Below are 19,411 nucleotides of genomic sequence, written 5' to 3' on the forward strand. Positions count from 1 at the left end.
GCTCATTTCTGTCCTTTCCATTTGCGTTGGACGAACGCCACCAGGCGCCGACCGAACTTGCGCCAGCCGAAATAACGGCTCGGGTCGATGCGGGCGTCCGAAGCTTCAAAACGCTGGGTTTTCTCGATAAAGATATCAAGATTGTCCCAGAACTGGGCTTGCTTTTCCAGATAGAGGGCACGTGCCAGAGGCAAGGTTTCCCTGGCACGTGCAATTTCGGCTGGCTCAGCACCCCAGGCGATGCCATGCATCTGGGTTTCTGTCTTGACCAGCGCCGATGGCGCGTTGTCATTGGGGATGACGATAGCGATACAGCCGCACAGGGTCGCTTCGATGCAGAGGCTGGAAAATTGATAACTGATGAAATATTCGCAACTACGGAACAACTCAGCCAGTTCTTCCTTGTTGTCCGGATAGGACAGTGTGATTTCCACGCTGTCGTTGTTAATCAGCGGGCTGCTGGCCTTGGCGGTACGGTGGCGCCCCAGATAGAAGCAGCTCTTGCCGGGCGTGCGGTGGCCGGACTCATGGAACAGTTCGGTATTGATCAGCGGCAAATACAGGATATGGTCCGGCGCGGCAAAGCCTTCAAGCATGGCCGATGAATATGCCAAGTTGAATTCACCGTCCCGTAATGCGGCCACACCGTCGAAAAAGCCAGGCTTGTTCAGATAGTAGCGCACCACTTTGCTGGCGTGAAATGGGTTTCCCTGCTCTACCTCGGGATAGATGGCCACCGGCTGACGGCCTTGCCGTTGGTGAGACAGCAGGATTTTCTTGGTCAGCAATGGCGTGGCGAGGCCAGCACGGGTTTTACTCTTGCGGTTGCGTTGTAGTGCATCGATGACCAGGTAGGCTTCCTGTCCCGATACATTAAGTGCATGGCACAGCAGATGCAGGACGACAATACCTGCCGAGTGTTCAGTATAGCTGGGCGCCGCTATGTAATATGGAGCGCCACGGCTGACGAAAAAGGTGCGTTGATGCATATGGTCAATTACGTAGTTTTCTGCGCAGAATGATGAGGGCATACGGCAGTGAAATGAGTACTGTTGCGGCCATGTAGCCGAAAGTCATGCCATTTGCACCATAGTATTTCCCCAGGAAATAGGTCGATAAGGCGGTTACGAAGGCCATGCATACGGAGAGGTACAGAAATGGCTCCTGTTTGAACGAACGCAGGTAGGCGGCTGACGCAAATACGAAGAAATTGGCGATGCAGGAGATAGCGATCCAGATGCTGGCCGGGGCCGGAAGGAATTTATTGGCCAGCACGGGGAAGAGTTTTGGCCCTCCCAGCACCAGCACTAGGCCTGCACCGATCAGCAACACGCTGATGAGTGAAGATTTCTTTAACGTGCTGAGAAAAAATTCCTTCAGCTCGTCCTGCTTGTCTAGCGCGATCAGCTGGCAAAAAGTCGGTACCTTGGTGGTGATCCAAGCCATCGCGATATTGGTGATGCCCATGAAGACAGCGAACGTCATGCCCATTTGGCCGGCCACTGCGGCGCCGTGGAAGGCGAACAGGACGGGGTTGAACAGGCTGAAGATGAGGTAGCCGGACAGCCAGCTCAGGCTGATGCGCCACTGGAAAGGAAAAATCTCCTTTTTCCACGAAATTGAGGCGGTCATCGTGTTGCTTTTGTCGCGCTGTGTGGACAGCCACGCCAGCAGGCCCGTGCGTTTGAGCAGGAACAGCCCTGTCAGCACGCGCATGGCATGCAGGATGACGATGGCGTACAGGCCCGCGCCGGCAGCGAGCGCCAGTCCAAAGCAGCCGAAGCCCACCAGGTCTTGCCAGGTGCGGATGTATGCGACTTCCTTGATCTTCTGGCAGCCCTCGAGGATGGCATTGAGCGGCAATAGCAGGATACCGCAGGAAAATGCGGCCACGGCCATCAGCCAAGGTCCCTGCCAGGCAAGGGAGCTCGACGGCGCCTGATTTTTTGTGAAAAAGACCAGACCTGCCACTGTCACGCTCAGCCAGAAGGCAACGGCCACGAGCATGAACCAGCGCCGACTCATACTGATGAGCGCATGCAGCCTGGCAGAAGCGTGTTCGCGTTCTGCAAGGGAACTATTTTCCGCGCGCGCCTTTGAGAATTCATGCGCGGAGAATTGTGTCAGGACAAACGTGAACCCCAATTCAAAAAATACCTGAAGACTGAACAGGCTGGCGAATGTGTAGTAATAACCCTGCTGCTCGGCTGTGAAGAACCATGCGAGACATGCAATCGTGAGCAGGTTGGCAATTGCCGAGGAGCCACGGTTAAGCAGTGTCGCGAAAATCGCACGATCCATGCCGATGCGTTTTTGCGCCACCATCAATAATTGTTTCATCGTGCCGCGCTCAGGAAACCATACCGGTGGCAAGGCGAATTTTAGTCAGCAGGGCAGGCACGTCGAGGCCGTGTTCGGTGATCAGATAATTATAGCTGCCGCATTTTTCGGAAAAGCGGTCCGTGATGCCGCAACGAATCACCTGTGCCCGTTGGCCGGGCTGGCCTGCGACGATTTCAGCGACCAGCCCACCGAGGCCGCCCACTTCGGCGTGCTCTTCCAGCACGACCAGATGTGTCACCTCGCGCGCCAGCGCCGCAACCTGGCCGTGGTTGATCGGCTTGATCGACGGCGCGCTCCAGACCGGGCAATTGCCCAGTTGTTGTGACAACTGCATGGCGCGGCCCACCATGGAGCCTGTGGCCAGCAAGGCCAGCCGTCCCGGCGTACCCTGGTGAGCCGGCACCAGGTCGCCCAGCTGCGCCGTGATAGGGGCGTGGTGCACGTCGCCCAGATCCGATTTGCCCATGCGCAAGTACAATGGCGCATGGAACGCCAGCGCATGCTCCATCGCATATGCCATCTCGAAAGTGTCGCCTGGCGAGAGAATGCGCATGTGCGGAATGGCGCGCAACACGGCGATATCCTCGGTGGACTGGTGGCTGCTGCCAAGGCTGCTGTAGACCAGGCCCGCACCGTCGCCGATAAATACCACTGGCAAGTTTTCATAGCAGACGTCGATCTTGATCTGCTCCAGCACGCGCACAGGCACAAATGCGCTCAGGCCGTAAACCACAGGCTTGAAGCCAGCCTTTGCCAGGCCGGCGGCCATGCCGACCATGTTTTGCTCGGCGATACCAGCATTGATGAACTGCCCCGGTACCGCCTTACAGAAATCGTCAAAAAGGGCATAGCCATGGTCGCCCGTCAACAGTACGATTTTCGGGTCGTTCAGGGCAGCCTTGACGAGGGCATGGGAAAAAGTCGATCGCATATTATGGTTGCTCCAGTTCGGCCATGGCCTGCGTAAAGGTGGTGCTGTTCAGGCGGGTGTAATGCCAGGTATTGTCATGTTCCATGAAGGACACGCCTTTGCCCTTGACGGTCTTGGCGATGATCGCTTTGGGCATACCGTTCTTGCGTTGCTTGAGGGTATTGAGTGCGTCTTCCAGCGCGGTTTCGTCATGCCCGTCGATTGATACGGTGTCGAAGCCGAAGGCGGTGAATTTTTGCTGGAAGCTGCCTGGCGCCATTACTTCGTCAGTGCTGCCCATGGCCTGGAAACCGTTCTCATCGACAATCACGACCAACTGGTCGAGCTTATGGTGGGTAGCGAACAGCATCGCTTCCCACATGGTGCCTTCATTCATTTCGCCATCACCCACGATGACATAGCAGTATTGCGAGCTGCCCTTTAACTTGTTTGCCAGTGCGAGGCCGACACCGACGGACAGACCATGCCCCAACGAGCCGGAACTGACTTCGCAGCCCGGAACATGTGCATCTGACAATCCTTTTAGGCGTGTGCCATCGGCGAAATAATTCCCCAGCTCCTCTGTGGAGAGCCAGCCTTTTTCATGCATACAGGCGTACTGGGCCATTACGCCATGGCCTTTGCTCAAGACCAGATGATCGCGCTGCGCAGATGTGGGATCGTTGTCCGGATAGTGCAGATGGTGACGGTACAGCACCGCCAGGATATCGATAATCGAAAATGCACAGGCGATATGAACGGTAGAACCTGCGTATGCCATTTGCAATACGGAGCGGCGCAGGGCGCGTGAATTGAATTTGGTCATGGTCTTTTCTCAATAGTAGAGCGGATGATGTGCAGCCGCGCCCAGTCGATGGTTTTACTGAGTGCCGATGGCAGATCGGTATATTGCTCCAGTTGTAATTGCTTGCGTGCCTTCGCTGTGGCGGGGACGTAGCGCTGCGCCGCCAGCGAGGCGCTCGCCGTGCTCGTCCTGACGGGCGCGGGCGCATCGGTCTGCGCGGCGACTAGCTGGGCCAGCTCGCCTATGTTCAGTGCGTGTTCTGATCCTACATTGTAATGTTGACCACTTTCGCCATTGAGCATAATGGTCAGCAACCAAACCACCATGTCTGCCGCATACAGGTAAGAGCGTACGGCGCTGCCGTCGCCTCGCATGACGATGGGTTCGCCACGCAAGCCGTTATGGATAAAGTTGCCGGCGGCAAAATGGCCATCCAAGGGCAAATACGGGCCGAGCAGCGCAAAACAACGCGCGATGCTTGCATGTAAGCCATATTCACGCGCATACCAGCCCAGCAGCCATTCCGAGGCAATTTTCCCCGCGCCATATGCGGCGCCTGGCTGTGACATGTCCTGCGCACCCTCGTGCAGCTCCGGCAGATGCGTCAGCGTCGCTGGCTGGGCTCCGTACACTGCGCCGGAACTGGTCAGCAGGTAGTGACTGGCACCGCAACGCACGGCCAACTCCAGGGTCTGCCTGGTGCCGTCGAGGATATCGTTGAATACGGCGTGCGGCTTGCCGTTGGCCGCCGCTACATCAGTGGCGGCATGGATGAGCATATCAAACGGTTCGCTGATGTGGCCCAAGGCATTGGTATTGCCCTCGACCAAGCGTACGATGGCATGCTCGGCCAAGTGCGGCACCCGGGCACGAAACGCCTCAGGACTGCGGCTGAGCACGATAAGCTGCAGCTCCAGTTCGAGCTCCTGGTTTGCCCAGATCAATGCCTCGAGCAGCCAGCAGCCGATAAAGCCGGTGCCGCCTGTGATGAACACGCGGCGTCCCCGCAGCGCATCCCAGACCTTGGCTGGCACGCGCTGCAGGATTAATTGCAGATCCTCATGTGCGACACCGGGCTGGTGTTGTTTCGTCGGCTTGGCGGTTTGGCAATCCATTTTAGTCAAAATTGAGGCCGAAGAATGCTTCAATCTTGTCGATGGCGAAGTCAAGCATTTCGCGCGTCAGGCCCGGATAAACGCCGATCCAGAACGTATCATGCATAACCCGGTCGGTATTGGTGAGTTCGCCCGATACGCGGAAGTTGCGGCCAATCATATAAGGCTGGCGCGTCAGATTGCCGGCGAAAAGCAGGCGCGTGCCGATTTTATGCTGGTCCAGATAGGTCAGCAGGTCGACACGGTTGACATTGGCTTCGGGACGTAATGTTATAGGGAAGCCGAACCAGGACGGATCCGAGTTGGGGGTGGCTTCCGGCAGGATCAGGAATTCCGTGCAGCTTTGCAGTCGCTGTGTCAGGTAGGCAAAGTTGCTCTTGCGCGCGGCAACAAAGTTATCCACGCGATCAAGTTGTGCCAGACCGCATGCTGCTTGCATGTCAGTAATCTTCAGGTTATAGCCCAGATGGCTGTACGTGTATTTGTGGTCGTAGCCATCTGGTAGCGTGCCCAGCTTGCAGCAGAAGCGCTGGCCGCAGGTATTGTCCTTGCCCGGCGCGCAATAGCAGTCGCGACCCCAGTCGCGGAACGATTCGGCGATCGCTTTCAGTTCCGGATTGCTGGTGAAGACTGCGCCGCCTTCGCCCATGGTGATATGGTGCGCAGGGTAGAAACTCATGGTGCCGATATCGCCGAAAGTACCGCACATCTGGCCGTTGTACGTGGCGCCCAGGGCGTCACAGCAATCCTCCACCAGCCACAGATTGTATTTCTTGCACAGCGCGACGATGACTTCCAGGTTGAATGGATTGCCCAGGGTATGGGCCAGCATGATGGCCTTGGTTTTGTCCGTGATGGCGGCTTCGATTTTCGAGGCATCGATATTGTAGGTGCCCAGCTCGACGTCGACGAACACGGGGACGGCACCGAATTGCAGGATCGGGTTGACGGTGGTCGGGAAGCCGGCCGCTACGCCGATGACTTCGTCACCAGGCTGGATGGCGCGCGCGCCCAGTTTTGGTGAGGTCAGCGCCGAGAAGGCCACCAGATTGGCCGACGAGCCGGAGTTCACAGTGATCAGGAATTCCACGCCGATGAGCTTGGCCAGGCGTTTTTCAAATTCGTCATTGAAGCGACCCGTGGTCAGCCAGGCGTCCAACGACGCTTCGACCATCAGGCCCATCTCAGGCGCGCCAACGACTTTGCCGGCCGGGGGAATCACCGTCACGCCAGGTTCGAATGGTTTTGGCTCGCTGGCCAGTGCGCCGTATTGCGCCACCAGGGCGGCGATTTGATCACGGATTTGTTGTTGGGTCAGTTGTTCGCTCATGGTAAAGCCTTCAATTTGTTAGGTATTTTGATAAGTAGTGATTTGCGCCAAGGTCATTGCACGCATGTCGGCGCCCTGGTCGCACGCTTTATGCCATTCGACGATTTTGGCGATGGTCTGGCCGATATCCCAGCGCGGATGCCAGCCCAGCTGGCCGCGCGCCTTGGAACAATCGAGTTTCAGATAGGTCGCCTCATGCGGATGGTCCTGGCCATCGAGCGACCAGGAGGCGCCGGCGCCCCACTCTTGCGTCATGCGCTCGATGATCCATTCGACGGGCTTGGCGTCGGTATCGTGCGGACCGAAGTTCCAGCCCTCGGCATGTACGGGACCTTCCGTGTACAGTTTTTCCGCCAGCGTCAGATAACCGCTCAGCGGCTCGAGCACGTGTTGCCACGGGCGGATGGCGTGGGGGTTGCGGATCATGACGGGTTCACCGGCACCGATCGCGCGCAGCATGTCGGGAATCAAACGATCCAGCGCCCAGTCGCCACCGCCGATGACGTTGCCGGCGCGGCCACTGCCCAGGGCGATGCCGTGCTCGGCGTATTTGTCCGCATGGAAGAAGGAACTGCGATAGCCAGCCGTGACGAGTTCGGCGCAACCCTTGCTATTGCTGTAGGGATCGTAGCCACCCATGGCTTCGTTTTCGCGATAGCCCCAGGGCCACTCGCGGTTTTCGTAACACTTGTCGCTAGTGACATTGACCACCGCGCGCACGCCTGGCGTGGCGCGCACGGCTTCGAGCATATTCACTACACCCATTACGTTGGTGGAATACGTTTCCACCGGGTTCACGTACGAGTAGCGCACCAATGGCTGTGCCGCCATATGGATCACTACATCCGGGCACGCGACAGCCATGGCGCGCTTGACGGCGTCGCCATCGCGTACGTCGCCGATGATCGACTGCATGCCGCGCGCTACATTAGCTACTTCAAACAGGCTGGGTGTGGTGGGCGCTTCCAGCGCGTAGCCGGTCACGTCGGCGCCAAGTTGTTGCAGCCACAGGCTCAGCCAGCCGCCCTTGAAGCCGGTGTGGCCGGTGAGGAAAACACGTTTCCCTTGCCAAAATGCGGGATTCATCAAGCCGCCTTCCAGGGTGCCTTGCCCGATTGCCACAGCTCTTCCAAGTGTACTTTATCGCGCAGGGTGTCCATCGGCTGCCAGAAACCGCGGTGGAAGAAGGCATTCATCTCGCCTTGTTTGGCCAGGCTCTCCATCGGTTCCTTTTCCCATACGGTAGCATCATTGCTGATGAAGTCGATGACTTTTGGCGAAAGGACAAAATAGCCGCCATTGATCCAGGCGCCGTCCCCTTGCGGTTTTTCCTGGAAACTGTTGATCTTGTGGCCGTCCAGGCTCAGGGCACCAAAGCGGCCCGGTGGCTGGGTCGCGGTGACGGTGGCGAGCTTGCCATTCGCGCGGTGGAAGTTGACCAGCGCGCTGATATCGACATCGCTGACACCGTCGCCATAGGTGAAGCAGAACATTTCTTCATCATTCAGATATTGGCGCACACGCTTCAAGCGGCCCCCCGTCATGGTTTCGTCACCGGTATCGACCAGGGTAACCTTCCAGGGCTCGGCATTGCGTGCGTGTACTTCCATCTGATTGTTTTGCATATCGAAAGTGACATCGGAGGTATGCAAAAAATAATTGGCGAAATATTCCTTGATCACATAGCCCTTGTAGCCGCAGCAAATCACGAAATCATTGATGCCGTGCGCTGAATAGCTCTTCATGATGTGCCAAAGGATCGGCTTGCCACCAATTTCAATCATCGGTTTTGGCTTGAGATGTGTCTCTTCGGAAATTCGGGTGCCAAGGCCGCCGGCAAGAATGACTGCTTTCATTATTAATTATTCCTCTTGATCGAAGTGGATGCTGCTAGCGCCGTTGTTTTTATTGGATTCGCAACTTCTGTTGCTTACTGATTGTTGTCTTTGGCCATGCCGTCGAGACAAAGCGTGAGCGCTTCATGCCAATCCGGCAACGCACAGAAGGTCTTGATAAACCGTGCGCTGGACAATACCGAGTAGGCCGGCCGTGCTGCCGGCAATGGGTAGTCTTGCGTGGCGATAGGCACGACAGGGGGCTTTCTGGACGTTGATGGATGTTCCAAGATGGCTTTGGAAAAGCCATACCAGGTGGTTTCCCCTTGTGCAGTGAGATGATACAGGCCCGAGTGTTGTTTCCACGCATCAGCCGAGGCGTCTCCTGCCGTCGCGAAACCGGAGGGCGAGCCCAATGTGGCAATGGCGCAGGCCGTTGCATCGGCAATACTGGTGCTGCAGGTGGGGGCTCCATATTGATCGGCAACGATGCGCAGCTCATCCCGCGCCTGTGCCAGGCGGAGCACCGTTTTTAGAAAATTGTTGCCATGCGCACCGTATATCCAGCTTGTGCGCAATATCAGGTGGCGGGCGCCGCTTTCGCGCACGGCCTGCTCGCCCGCCAGCTTGCTGCGGCCATAGGCGTTGAGCGGACACGTTGCATCGTCTTCCGTGTATGGACTACCCTTGCTGCCGTCGAAGACATAGTCAGTCGAGTAGTGGATGATGGCAGCACCGAGCCGCTTGGCTTCTTGCGCCATGACTCCTGGCGCTTCGCCATTGATGCGCATCGCCAGCGCCAGCTCGCTCTCGGCCTTGTCGACGGCCGTATAGGCAGCCGGATTGATGATCAGGTCAGGCTCGGTTGCGCGTATCACGCTTCGAACCTGATCGAGGTCGGCCAAGTCCATTTGCGAGCGGTCCAGCGCGATCACTTCACCCATATCCTGTAGGCGTTTCTGTAAAGCATATCCAAGCTGGCCAGTCTTGCCAGTAATGAGGATTCTCATGCAAAGACCTCGGCAACTGCCAGTTCCTTGCCCAGTTGATCTTTCGCCGACAGGATGGGTGCGTCGCCATGCAGTGGCCAGTCAATGCCGATAGCCGCATCATTCCAGGCAATGCTGCGCTCAAACTCGGGTGCCCAGTAGTCCGTGGTCTTGTAGAGAAATTCAGCGCTCTCGCTGGTCACCATGAAGCCATGGGCAAATCCTTCAGGTATCCAGAGCTGACGTTTGTTCTCGGCAGACAATACGACGCCGACCCATTTGCCAAACGTCGGGGAGGAGGCGCGGATATCGACGGCGACATCGAAGACCTCGCCTGCCACCACGCGTACCAGCTTGCCTTGCGGTTGCTGGATTTGATAGTGCAGGCCGCGCAGGACATTCTTGCTGGACTTGGAGTGGTTATCCTGGACGAAATTGGTCGTAATACCCGTCAAGTCGGCAAAGCGCTGCTGGTTGAAGCTTTCGTAAAAGAAGCCCCGGTCATCGCCAAATACTTTGGGCTCGAGGATCAATACGTCGGGAATGGCAGTGGTCTGAATTTGCATGGCTTAAAAAATCTTATCATTCAACAGGCGTAACAAATATTGTCCGTAACCGTTCTTTTTCAGTGGTTGGGCCAGCTGTTCCAGCTGGCTTGCGGTAATGTAGCCTTTGCGGTAAGCAATTTCCTCAGGGCAGGCAACTTTCAAGCCTTGGCGGTGTTCGATGGTGGCAATAAATTGGCCTGCCTCGAGCAATGACTCGTGTGTCCCCGTATCGAGCCATGCCATGCCACGCCCCATGCGTTCCACCTTGAGCGTGCCGCGGTTCAGATAAACGCGGTTGACATCGGTGATTTCAAGTTCACCCCGCTCGGACGGCTTGATCGATGCGGCGATATCGGCAATGTCCTTGTCGTAAAAATACAGGCCGGTGACGGCATAATTCGACTTTGGCTGCAAGGGCTTTTCTTCGATGCTGATGGCTTGCTGATTGGCGTCAAATTCCACCACGCCATAGCGTTCCGGATCTTGCACGTGATAGGCAAACACGGTCGCGCCGTTCGTGCGCTCGGAAGCGGCAGACAGGCTCGATTCGAAATCATGGCCATAATAAATATTATCACCCAAGATTAATGCCGAGGGTGCATCGCCCAGGAACTCGCGGCCGATGATGAACGCCTGTGCCAGACCATCGGGTGATGGCTGTACCGCATAGCTCAGGTTAATCCCCCATTGGCTGCCGTCACCCAGCAACTCTTTGAAACGGGGTGTATCGGCGGGCGTGGAAATGATCAGGATGTCGCGCATTCCCGCCAGCATCAACGTTGTCAGCGGATAGTAAATCATCGGCTTGTCGTATACGGGAAGCAGTTGCTTCGAGACCGACATCGTCACGGGATACAGGCGTGTGCCTGACCCCCCAGCCAGGATAATGCCTTTGCGGGCCAGTTTGGTTTCCATCAAGACTCCGTATTCTGTTCGGCGCGGGCCGTATAGTTTTTTTCCAGCCACGTCAGGTAGGCGCCGGATTGGACGTCGCGCACCCATGCATCGTTGTCCAGATACCATTGCACCGTCTTGCGGATGCCCGTATCGAAGGTTTCTGCCGGCTTCCAGCCCAGTTCGCGCTCAATTTTGCGCGCATCGATGGCGTAGCGGCGATCATGGCCTGGCCTGTCAGCAACATAGCTGATTTGTTCACGATAGCTGCCGCCAGTTGCCTTCGGTTGGAGTTCATCAAGGATATCGCACAGGGTATGCACGACGTCGAGATTGGCTTTTTCGTTCCAGCCGCCGATATTGTAGGTTTCTCCCGTGCGTCCGCTTTCCAGTACCCGGCGAATGGCCGTGCAGTGATCGCTGACATACAACCAGTCGCGCACCTGTTGGCCGTCGCCATAGATGGGCAAGGACTTGCCTGCGCGCGCGTTGGCAATAATCAGGGGAATCAGCTTTTCCGGGAAGTGGTAAGAGCCATAATTATTCGAGCAATTGGTGGTCAGCGTTGGCAAGCCATACGTGTGATGATAGGAGCGCACCAAATGATCCGACGCTGCCTTTGTTGCCGAGTAAGGGCTGTTGGGCGCATAGGGTGTGGTTTCTGTAAACGGCGCATCATCCGGCCCCAGTGTCCCGTACACCTCATCGGTCGAGACATGCAGGAAGCGGAAGGCCGCATGTTCTGCTTCAGGCAGTGCTTGCCAATAGGCACGCACGGCTTCCAGCAGGCTGAAGGTGCCATTGATATTAGTGCTGATGAATTCTGCTGGTCCATGAATCGAGCGATCGACATGGCTCTCGGCTGCGAAATGTACGATGGCACGTGGCTTATGCTGTGCCAATAACTGTGTCAGCAAGGCACCATCATTGATGTCGCCTTTGACAAACAGGTGGCGTGGATCGTTCTGTACCGCCAGCAAGTTATTCAGATTTCCTGCATATGTCAGCTTATCCAGATTAATTACCGGTTCATTACTTTGTGCGAGCCAATCCAGAACGAAATTCGATCCGATAAAGCCTGCGCCACCTGTCACTAAAATCATCTGAGCTTCCTCTGCAAAAAAAATACAAATAAGAGATGCTGCTTAATTCATTTCTTTAATAATGGTAGTAGGCAACGAAATCTGCCTATCCACAATGCGCATATTTCATGATATGCACACATTTCATGATGTTAATAACTGAAAACATCAATCAATACTTAACTCTTGATTATAATTCAGAACCCCTTAAATTGCCATGTTTGCAGCAGTTTGCGCGCGCACTAGTCAACGCTTTACGCAATCTGTGTTGTTCTTTTCCCATAGGCAAGTTCATACGGGCAGGTCGGCGTGAAGCAGCCGTCGATTGATTTTTTTGCATGGCTCACTGAGCCAGGGAAAGCTAGTGTTTATGAGAATGGCAAACAAATCCAATATTGTTACATTTGTTTGCTTTTTGAGCCGCTTGGATACCGCCAGGCCTGGCGGAGAAAGTGCTAATAAATTGTTATTGTGAAACTAATTTTTCTGAAAGATGTCGCCTGGGAAACAGCGACATCGGAACCGCATCAAGGCATCGTTTTCTCGTAGCAGTTTGGGCAAGACACCTCATACACATATTCCGGCGCCAGTTGCTGGCGCGGCGTGACGACGGCGCGGCAGACGAAGCACTGCACGGTTTCCGTCGGTTCCAGTTTCGGGTTCAGGGCCGTGCGGTAGTCGAACACGAAGCAGTCGCCCGTGTAGTGCTCGCCGCCCACTTCCTCGAAATACTTGAGGATACCGCCGTCGAGCTGGTACACGCTGTCGTAGCCGATTTCCTTCATGTGGATGGCGGCCTTTTCGCAGCGGATGCCGCCCGTACAGAAGGTGACGACGGTCTTGCCTTCCAATTCGTCCTTGTGGGCGGCGGCCACGGCAGGGAATTCCGTAAACTTGTCGATCCGATAATCGAGCGTGTTGTTGAACGTACCCACGTCCACTTCAAAGGCGTTGCGTGTTTCCATCATGACCACGGGTTTGCCCGCATCGTCGACGCCGGCGTCCAGCCAGCGCTTGAGCGTGTGCGCGTCGACGGACGGGGCGCGGCCCAGTTCCGGCTTGATCAGCGGCATGCGCATGGTGATGATTTCTTTTTTCAGCTTGACCAGCATGCGCTTGTGCGATTGCTCGTTCGACAAGCTCTCCTTCCATTCCAGATCGGCCAGACGCGCGTCGCTGCGTACCCAGGTGAGGAAGCTGTCGATATGCTCGCGCGTGCCCGACAGGAACATGTTGATGCCTTCCGGCGTCAGCAGGATCGTACCCTTCAGTTCCAGCGCCAGGCATTGCTCCTGATATAAGGGACGCATGGCTTCCGTATCGTCGAGCGTGATGAATTTATACGCGGCGATATTGACAAACGTGGTGGCCAGCGGGCTGGCGGCGGCGGAAACGGCGGGTGTTGCTGGGGTGATGGCTTGCATGATGGCGATCGGCTTAGACTGAACAGCCGATATTATAAGCCCGACAGGCCAGGCAGGATACCCGGTCCGTACGCGCGACGCGGTAGAATAGACCCCATTGAATTTTGCACGAAACGGTACACAGGATGGAAATGGTAATGCAAGAGGCCGGCGCTCCGGCAGGTTCACAGCAAGCGATGCAGCCCGGTCCTGCTTTCGTCCATTTGCGCGTGCACTCGGAGTACTCGATCGTCGATGGCTTGGTGCGCATCGACGACGTGGTCAAGGCGGCGGCGAAGGACAAGCAGGTGGCGCTGGCCGTCACCGATTTGTCGAACCTGTTTGGCATGGTCAAGTTCTACAAGGAAGCGCGCGGCAAGGGCATCAAGCCCATCGTCGGCGTCGACGTGTGGATCACGAATGACGACAATCGCGAAAAGCCGTCGCGCTTGCTGTTGCTGGCGAAGAACCGCATGGGTTATCTGCAGCTGTGCGAACTGCTGTCGACGGCCTGGCTGACGAACCAGTACAAGGGACGCGCCGAGCTGCGCATCGAGTGGCTGCAGGCGCTGGCGACGAATACCTATGACCTGTACCCGGGCGAAAGCGCGGCCAATGGCTTGATCGTGCTGTCCGGCGCGCACTTTGGCGATGTCGGTACCGCCATCGAGAATGGCAACCTGGCCCTGGCCGAGCGCAACGCGCAGCGCTGGGCCGAGATTTTTCCAGGTCATTTCTATATCGAAATCCAGCGCGGCGGCCAGCCCAACCAGGAAGCGCAGGTACGCCATGCGGTGGCGCTGGCGGCCAAGTTGGGTTTGCCAGTGGTGGCCACGCATCCCGTGCAATTCATTTCCCCTGAAGAATTTATTGCCCACGAAGCACGCACCTGTATCGCCGAAGGCGAAATGCTGGCCAATGCCAAGCGCGTCAAACGGTTTAACGACAGCCAACGCTTTCTGTCGCAGGCCGACATGGCCGAGCTGTTCGCCGACTTGCCGGCCGCGCTGGCCAATTCCGTGGAAATCGCCAAGCGCTGCAATCTGACCCTGACTCTGGGCAAGCCGCAATTGCCGAACTTCCCCACGCCGCCCGGCATGACGATCGACCAGTTCCTCGTCGCCGAATCGCAGGCGGGCCTGGAAAAACGCCTGATCCAGCTGTACCCCGATCCCGAGCGCCGCGAGAAAGAGCGTCCACGCTACGAGTCGCGCCTGAAGTTCGAGACGGATACGATTTGCAACATGAAATTTCCCGGCTACTTCCTCATCGTGGCCGAGTTTATCCAGTGGGCCAAGGAAAACGGCGTGCCCGTCGGCCCGGGCCGCGGTTCGGGTGCCGGTTCGCTGGTCGCGTATTCGCTGCTCATTACCGACCTCGACCCATTGCAGTACAACCTGCTGTTCGAGCGCTTTTTGAATCCCGAACGCGTCTCGATGCCCGACTTCGATATTGACTTTTGCCAGGAAGGGCGCGACAGAGTCATTCAGCACGTCAAGGATTTGTATGGCAAGGAGGCGGTCTCGCAGATCGCCACCTTCGGTACCATGGCGGCCAAGGGCGCGATCCGCGACGTGGGCCGCGTGATGGACTTCGGCTACAACTTCTGCGACGGCATCTCGAAGCTGATCCCGTTCAAGCCGGGCAAACCCGTGTCGATCGCCGACGCTATCGAAGAGGAGCCGCTGCTCAAGGAGCGCCTGGAAAACGAGGAAGAGGTCAAGCAGCTGCTGGACCTGGCGCAGCAGGTCGAAGGCATCACGCGCAATATCGGCATGCACGCGGGGGGCGTGTTGATTGCTCCCGGCAAGCTGACGGATTTCTGCCCGCTGTACACGCAGGGCGGCGATTCCGGCGTCGTGTCGCAGTACGACAAGGATGACGTGGAAGCCGTCGGCCTCGTGAAGTTCGACTTCTTGGGTCTGACGACCCTCACCATCCTCGACCGCGCCGTGCGCTACATCAAGCAGCTCGATCCGGCGCAAGCGAACTTCGACCTGGCGACCTTGCCGCTGAACGACAAGCCGTCGTACGACTTGCTGACCAAGGCCAAGACCGTGGCCGTGTTCCAGCTCGAGTCGCGCGGCATGCAGGGCATGCTGAAAGATGCGCGTCCCGACCGCTTCGAAGACATTATCGCGCTCGTGGCCTTGTACCGTCCGGGCCCGATGGACCTGATTCCCGACTTCTGCAAGCGCAAGCACGGCGAACGCTTCGATTATCCCGATCCACGCACGGAATCGATCCTGTCCGAAACCTACGGCATCATGGTGTATCAGGAGCAGGTGATGCAGATGGCGCAGATCGTCGGCGGCTACTCGCTGGGCGGCGCCGACATGCTGCGCCGCGCCATGGGTAAAAAGAAAGCCGAAGAGATGGCCGAACACCGCGAGATCTTCCGCGCCGGTGCGGCGAAAGATGGCTTGACGGCGGAAAAGGCCGACGAGATTTTCGACCTGATGGAAAAGTTCGCCGGCTACGGTTTTAATAAATCGCACGCCGCCGCCTACGCCTTGCTGTCGTATCACACGGCTTACCTGAAAGCGCACCACACGGCCGCCTTCATGGCCGCCAACTTGTCGCTGGCCATGGACGACACAGACAAGATCAAGATCCTGGTGGAAGACTCGCTGGAAATCTGCAAGCTGACCTTGTTGCCGCCGGACATCAACGAATCCGATTACCGCTTCACGCCGAGCGGCGCGCCGCCGTCCGTGAGCGGCAAGAAAGTCACGCAGATCCGCTACGGCCTGGGCGCCGTGAAAGGCTCGGGCCAGAACGCCATCGAAGCCATCATCGCCGCGCGCGAGGCCGGCGGGCCGTTCACGAGCCTGTTCGATTTCTGCAAGCGCGTGGACAAGAAGCAGATCAACCGCCGCACCATCGAGTCGCTGATCCGCAGCGGCGCCTTCGACTGTCTGAAGGTCGACCGCGCCATCTTGCTCGCATCCGTGGCCTTCGCCATGGAATGCGCCGACCAGGCCGCGAAGGCGGCAAACCAGGTGAGCCTGTTCGGCGGCGACGACAGCGACATGGTGGCGCCGCCCGAATACGTCAAGGTGCCCGTGTGGACCGATAAACAGCGATTGACGGAAGAAAAGATCGCGCTGGGCTTCTACCTGTCCGGCCACCTGTTCGATTCGTATGCGCCCGAGGCGCGCCGTTTTGCGCGCACGAAACTGTCGGAGCTGTCGCCGTCGCGCGAACCGCGCATGATGGCCGGCGTCATCACGGGCTTGCGCACGCAGATGACGCAACGGGGCAAGATCCTCATCGTCACCCTGGATGACAAGAGCGGCACGGTGGAAGTGACGGTGTACGGCGAATTATTTGACTCCAACCGGAAAATCTTCAAGGAAGATGAATTCCTGGCCGTCGTGGGCAAGGTGTCGGAAGACCGTTTTTCGGGCGGCTTGCGTATCACCGCCGAGAGTGCCTTCGACATCATCGCCGCGCGCGTGCAGTATGGCCGCCAGCTGGGCCTGACCTTGCCGGCCACTCTGGATGCCAAGCGCATCCGTGACGTGATCATGCCGCACCGCGCCGAGACGGGATTGCCGATTGCCGCGCGGGTCAGCCCGCAAGGCGTCAGTTGCGTGCTGCAGTTTGGTGATGAGTGGAAAGTGGCACCATCGGATGAGCTGCAGATGGCGCTCGAGCAAATGCTGGGCGCACAAGAGGTGGCGGTCGAATACTGACCGCCTGGCGCAGACAACAAAGCCAAACCGCAGACATGCTGGTTTGGCTTTTTTCGTTTACATGTCTTTCAGGCCCGTGATCGCATAGCCTTTGGCGGCGATCTGCTGGTGCGGCTGTTCGATATGGTAGTCGGGCAAGATTTCGGCATCGTCGGCCACTTCGCTGGCGCGTGTTTCGAGCTGCCAGTCGGTATTGGTCACTTCTTCCGGAATGAGCTTTCCTTCCGGCACGGCGAGGTAGGAAAAAATGCCGTCGTGCTCGGCCCGGCGGTAGATGTCTACGCGCATGAATGCCTCCTAGTAAGCGTTGGGGGAACCGGTGCACCGCAGTGCATGCCGATAGCGCTAGCGTAACAGGATTGTGCCGTGCACGGGTTGTAGCGTGTGCCGCAGGAGCGGGGACGCTCAGGCGATGGCGGAAGCGTAGTCGTCGTCTTCGCCGAGCATGGCCGATTGCCGCACTTCGCCGGCGGCGGCCGCAGCACCTGCCGTGGCGGCTTGCAGCGGACTGCGATGGGCGTCGAGGCCGTTGCGCAGGCTGGCGATCATGGCCAGTGTCAGTTCGTGGCGCTTGCGTGCTTCCGAGCGTTTTTTGGAAGGGATTTCTTGCAGTGCGGGCAAGGGCAGGTTTTCGCACGCTAACTCAAAATCGCCATCCTGGCGCGCTTGCGCGCCCAGTTCTTTCCATAGCGAATTGTAGTCGGCGAACAAACGGCCCTTCTTGGCGGAGTGGTGCACGGCGCGGTTGATATTGCCGACAAGAAGCATCTTGCGGCAGCCGTGTTCGTACCCCAGCTGGCGCACTAGGCGCACCATCAGGGTCTTCGGACGCATGCCGTGCAAGTCGCGCGTTGCCTCGCGCACGCGGTGCGCGCTGTCCTCGCCCTTCGGGCCTTGCAGGCAACCGATGCGCATACCCAGGGTGGCGCGCAGCTGGCTGCCGAAGAAGGAAAAGGCGATCGAATACAGCACGTCGTCGTCGTGCATCAGTTGCAACACCATCTCGCCTTCGCGGTCCATCGGATGCAGCGAACACAGTTGCAAATGGTAGGGCGCGCCCGACTTGCCCGGCACCGTGCCCAGGCGTACGGGGCCGTGCGCCGCTTGGCTCATCAGCTTGCCCCAGCCTTGCTGCAAGATGAAATGGTAGTGCTCGGCCAGCAACTCCACGCGCTGCTGGCAATTCAAGGTCAGGCTCAGGTAAGGGCGGTAGACCTTGTGGATCATGTGCGGATAGGCTTGCACCAGGTCATGAAATACCGGATGCGAGTTCAGCAGTTGCAGCCAGAGGCGGGTCTGGCGCTGCTGCACGCGGGCGCGCAGATGCAGCTTGAGCATTTCGCGCCAGCGGCGCATGCCGCTCGGCATCGCCATCAAGCCGTCAGACAGGGTAATGGTTGGCATCATTGTGGCGTGGCAAGGCGTGCTGCATGCATGGAAGGGATGGTCATGGTCGGAAAACCATGTCATCTTATGCACGCCATCTCCCCCTGTAAATTGGCGAAACAGCGTACGGGTTCCCCTTATGCCAGCCCTGTTTTAATAGCGGTAGGTGACATACACGGCGCCGATCGGCGAGGTCTTGCGCTGCACGATGGGGCTCTTGGCCGCGTCGCCCAGGCGGCTCTCGACGCCGACCAGGGTATTGATGCCCCAGCGCGCATCGAAGCGGTGCTCCCAGTTGACGGTGGCTTGCGCTTCATAGAAACCGGCCTTGGGCGTGTATTGCTTGAACGAGGTGTTCGCGGCCTGGGTGGCCGTGACGCCATACATGGTCTGCACGTATTTGCGCTCGCCCCAGGCCAGCTGGCCGCCGATGGTCACGCTGTCCTTCTGCATGCCTTTGGCATCGGACCTGCCGTAGACCTGGCCCGTCGCTTCGAAATGCACGTTCGCGCCATTTTCGCGGTTCGACAGGGGAATGTCGCTCGACACGCTCAGCGACAGACCCGGCAATGGCGAATAGCCAGCGCTGAGCAGGGCGCTCGCATTGCCTTTGACTTCGCCCATGCCCTTCAGGTAATCGCTGCCGCCCCAGCCGTTGGCGCCATTGCGCTTGTGGTCTTCACGGTTGCCGCGGTAGCCCAAGGCAGCGCTGTAGCTGAAGGGGCCGGCCTCGCCGCCATAACCGATGCCGCGCGACGTGCTGAAGAACAGGCCATTGGCCATGGCGTAATCGAGGATGATCAGCGGCGAGGCCGACAGCTTGTCGGCGCCGGAATAGCTGGACACGGCGGCCACTCCGCCGCCGATGGTGAAGACATTTTCCGCAGCCGGTTCGGCCGCCGCTGCAGCCAGGGGATTCAAGCTCAGGCCGCAGGCCAGTGCCAGCGAGGTCAACAAGGTTGTAGATGCGTGCATGGAGTTTTCCGTCAGGTGGAGAACCGAGTCCGGAGTGGCTCGATTGACTGGCGACAGTATCTGTCCTTGCCATGAAGGAAAAATGAGCCTTTTATTAA

At 57.9% G+C, this 19,411-nt stretch carries 17 protein-coding genes; 1 reads left to right on the top strand and 16 read right to left on the bottom strand.

Annotation, left to right across the window (positions count from 1 at the left end; translation table 11 throughout):
- Window positions 1-2: 2 nt before the first annotated feature.
- The 13 genes from ACQ4WO_RS02090 to ACQ4WO_RS02150 form a co-directional block, all read right to left on the bottom strand.
- Window positions 3-989, bottom strand: coding sequence for a hypothetical protein (locus tag ACQ4WO_RS02090; protein WP_436480028.1), 987 nt, complete (start codon window positions 987-989; stop codon window positions 3-5).
- 4 nt (window positions 990-993) lie between these two features.
- Window positions 994-2,340 (bottom strand): MATE family efflux transporter, encoded by a 1,347-nt coding sequence (locus tag ACQ4WO_RS02095; RefSeq protein ID WP_436480029.1) that lies wholly within the window; start codon window positions 2,338-2,340, stop codon window positions 994-996.
- Window positions 2,341-2,350: 10 nt separating this feature from the next.
- On the bottom strand, window positions 2,351-3,274 hold the full coding sequence (locus ACQ4WO_RS02100) for a transketolase family protein (protein ID WP_436480030.1): 924 nt from the start codon (window positions 3,272-3,274) through the stop codon (window positions 2,351-2,353).
- Window position 3,275: 1 nt separating this feature from the next.
- Window positions 3,276-4,079: a transketolase gene (locus ACQ4WO_RS02105; protein WP_436480031.1), complete on the bottom strand. Its 804-nt coding sequence runs from the start codon at window positions 4,077-4,079 to the stop codon at window positions 3,276-3,278.
- Window positions 4,076-5,173, bottom strand: coding sequence for an NAD-dependent epimerase/dehydratase family protein (locus tag ACQ4WO_RS02110; RefSeq protein ID WP_436480032.1), 1,098 nt, complete (start codon window positions 5,171-5,173; stop codon window positions 4,076-4,078). The genes ACQ4WO_RS02105 and ACQ4WO_RS02110 overlap by 4 nt, the downstream gene beginning before the upstream one ends.
- A gap of 1 nt (window position 5,174) precedes the next feature.
- Window positions 5,175-6,503 (bottom strand): lipopolysaccharide biosynthesis protein RfbH, encoded by a 1,329-nt coding sequence (gene rfbH / locus ACQ4WO_RS02115; protein ID WP_436480033.1) that lies wholly within the window; start codon window positions 6,501-6,503, stop codon window positions 5,175-5,177.
- A gap of 18 nt (window positions 6,504-6,521) precedes the next feature.
- Complete coding sequence (gene rfbG / locus ACQ4WO_RS02120; protein ID WP_436480034.1) at window positions 6,522-7,589, bottom strand: CDP-glucose 4,6-dehydratase; 1,068 nt, start codon at window positions 7,587-7,589, stop codon at window positions 6,522-6,524.
- Complete coding sequence (rfbF, locus tag ACQ4WO_RS02125) at window positions 7,589-8,359, bottom strand: glucose-1-phosphate cytidylyltransferase (protein ID WP_436480035.1); 771 nt, start codon at window positions 8,357-8,359, stop codon at window positions 7,589-7,591. The genes rfbG and rfbF overlap by 1 nt, the downstream gene beginning before the upstream one ends.
- A gap of 74 nt (window positions 8,360-8,433) precedes the next feature.
- Window positions 8,434-9,348, bottom strand: coding sequence for a dTDP-4-dehydrorhamnose reductase (gene rfbD, locus ACQ4WO_RS02130; RefSeq protein WP_436480036.1), 915 nt, complete (start codon window positions 9,346-9,348; stop codon window positions 8,434-8,436).
- Window positions 9,345-9,893: a dTDP-4-dehydrorhamnose 3,5-epimerase gene (gene rfbC, locus ACQ4WO_RS02135; RefSeq protein WP_436480037.1), complete on the bottom strand. Its 549-nt coding sequence runs from the start codon at window positions 9,891-9,893 to the stop codon at window positions 9,345-9,347. The genes rfbD and rfbC overlap by 4 nt, the downstream gene beginning before the upstream one ends.
- Before the next feature lie 3 nt (window positions 9,894-9,896).
- On the bottom strand, window positions 9,897-10,790 hold the full coding sequence (rfbA, locus tag ACQ4WO_RS02140; RefSeq protein WP_436480038.1) for a glucose-1-phosphate thymidylyltransferase RfbA: 894 nt from the start codon (window positions 10,788-10,790) through the stop codon (window positions 9,897-9,899).
- Complete coding sequence (gene rfbB / locus ACQ4WO_RS02145; protein WP_436480039.1) at window positions 10,790-11,872, bottom strand: dTDP-glucose 4,6-dehydratase; 1,083 nt, start codon at window positions 11,870-11,872, stop codon at window positions 10,790-10,792. The genes rfbA and rfbB overlap by 1 nt, the downstream gene beginning before the upstream one ends.
- A 506-nt stretch (window positions 11,873-12,378) precedes the next feature.
- Window positions 12,379-13,275, bottom strand: coding sequence for a sulfurtransferase (locus tag ACQ4WO_RS02150; RefSeq protein WP_436480040.1), 897 nt, complete (start codon window positions 13,273-13,275; stop codon window positions 12,379-12,381).
- 137 nt (window positions 13,276-13,412) lie between these two features.
- Here ACQ4WO_RS02150 and dnaE point away from each other — a divergent pair, with 137 nt between their 5' ends.
- Complete coding sequence (gene dnaE, locus ACQ4WO_RS02155; protein WP_436480041.1) at window positions 13,413-16,952, top strand: DNA polymerase III subunit alpha; 3,540 nt, start codon at window positions 13,413-13,415, stop codon at window positions 16,950-16,952.
- Between the two features lie 57 nt (window positions 16,953-17,009).
- Here dnaE and ACQ4WO_RS02160 read toward each other — a convergent pair whose 3' ends face one another.
- The 3 genes from ACQ4WO_RS02160 to ACQ4WO_RS02170 form a co-directional block, all read right to left on the bottom strand.
- Window positions 17,010-17,240, bottom strand: coding sequence for a DUF6139 family protein (locus ACQ4WO_RS02160; protein WP_034747058.1), 231 nt, complete (start codon window positions 17,238-17,240; stop codon window positions 17,010-17,012).
- Between the two features lie 117 nt (window positions 17,241-17,357).
- Entirely contained in the window at window positions 17,358-18,359 is a 1,002-nt protein-coding gene (locus ACQ4WO_RS02165; protein WP_436480042.1) for a VirK/YbjX family protein, read from the bottom strand.
- A gap of 132 nt (window positions 18,360-18,491) precedes the next feature.
- Entirely contained in the window at window positions 18,492-19,313 is an 822-nt protein-coding gene (locus tag ACQ4WO_RS02170) for a MipA/OmpV family protein (RefSeq protein WP_436480043.1), read from the bottom strand.
- Between the last annotated feature and the right edge of the window lie 98 nt (window positions 19,314-19,411).

Origin of the sequence: Janthinobacterium aestuarii (assembly GCF_051380835.1) — a bacterium.
Lineage (GTDB): Bacteria > Pseudomonadota > Gammaproteobacteria > Burkholderiales > Burkholderiaceae_D > Janthinobacterium > Janthinobacterium aestuarii.

What these genes read in the sequence shown, in the direction of transcription:
- ACQ4WO_RS02160 (WP_034747058.1), bottom strand. Translation starts at nt 17,240, where the DNA reads ATGCGCGTAGACATCTACCGCCGGGCCGAGCACGACGGCATTTTTTCC.
- ACQ4WO_RS02105 (WP_436480031.1), bottom strand. Translation starts at nt 4,079, where the DNA reads ATGACCAAATTCAATTCACGCGCCCTGCGCCGCTCCGTATTGCAAATG.
- ACQ4WO_RS02110 (WP_436480032.1), bottom strand. Translation starts at nt 5,173, where the DNA reads ATGGATTGCCAAACCGCCAAGCCGACGAAACAACACCAGCCCGGTGTC.
- rfbC (WP_436480037.1), bottom strand. Translation starts at nt 9,893, where the DNA reads ATGCAAATTCAGACCACTGCCATTCCCGACGTATTGATCCTCGAGCCC.
- ACQ4WO_RS02165 (WP_436480042.1), bottom strand. Translation starts at nt 18,359, where the DNA reads ATGATGCCAACCATTACCCTGTCTGACGGCTTGATGGCGATGCCGAGC.
- rfbH (WP_436480033.1), bottom strand. Translation starts at nt 6,503, where the DNA reads ATGAGCGAACAACTGACCCAACAACAAATCCGTGATCAAATCGCCGCC.
- rfbA (WP_436480038.1), bottom strand. Translation starts at nt 10,790, where the DNA reads ATGGAAACCAAACTGGCCCGCAAAGGCATTATCCTGGCTGGGGGGTCA.
- rfbB (WP_436480039.1), bottom strand. Translation starts at nt 11,872, where the DNA reads ATGATTTTAGTGACAGGTGGCGCAGGCTTTATCGGATCGAATTTCGTT.
- dnaE (WP_436480041.1), top strand. Translation starts at nt 13,413, where the DNA reads ATGCAAGAGGCCGGCGCTCCGGCAGGTTCACAGCAAGCGATGCAGCCC.
- rfbF (WP_436480035.1), bottom strand. Translation starts at nt 8,359, where the DNA reads ATGAAAGCAGTCATTCTTGCCGGCGGCCTTGGCACCCGAATTTCCGAA.
- ACQ4WO_RS02100 (WP_436480030.1), bottom strand. Translation starts at nt 3,274, where the DNA reads ATGCGATCGACTTTTTCCCATGCCCTCGTCAAGGCTGCCCTGAACGAC.
- ACQ4WO_RS02090 (WP_436480028.1), bottom strand. Translation starts at nt 989, where the DNA reads ATGCATCAACGCACCTTTTTCGTCAGCCGTGGCGCTCCATATTACATA.
- rfbD (WP_436480036.1), bottom strand. Translation starts at nt 9,348, where the DNA reads ATGAGAATCCTCATTACTGGCAAGACTGGCCAGCTTGGATATGCTTTA.
- ACQ4WO_RS02150 (WP_436480040.1), bottom strand. Translation starts at nt 13,275, where the DNA reads ATGCAAGCCATCACCCCAGCAACACCCGCCGTTTCCGCCGCCGCCAGC.
- rfbG (WP_436480034.1), bottom strand. Translation starts at nt 7,589, where the DNA reads ATGAATCCCGCATTTTGGCAAGGGAAACGTGTTTTCCTCACCGGCCAC.
- ACQ4WO_RS02170 (WP_436480043.1), bottom strand. Translation starts at nt 19,313, where the DNA reads ATGCACGCATCTACAACCTTGTTGACCTCGCTGGCACTGGCCTGCGGC.
- ACQ4WO_RS02095 (WP_436480029.1), bottom strand. Translation starts at nt 2,340, where the DNA reads ATGAAACAATTATTGATGGTGGCGCAAAAACGCATCGGCATGGATCGT.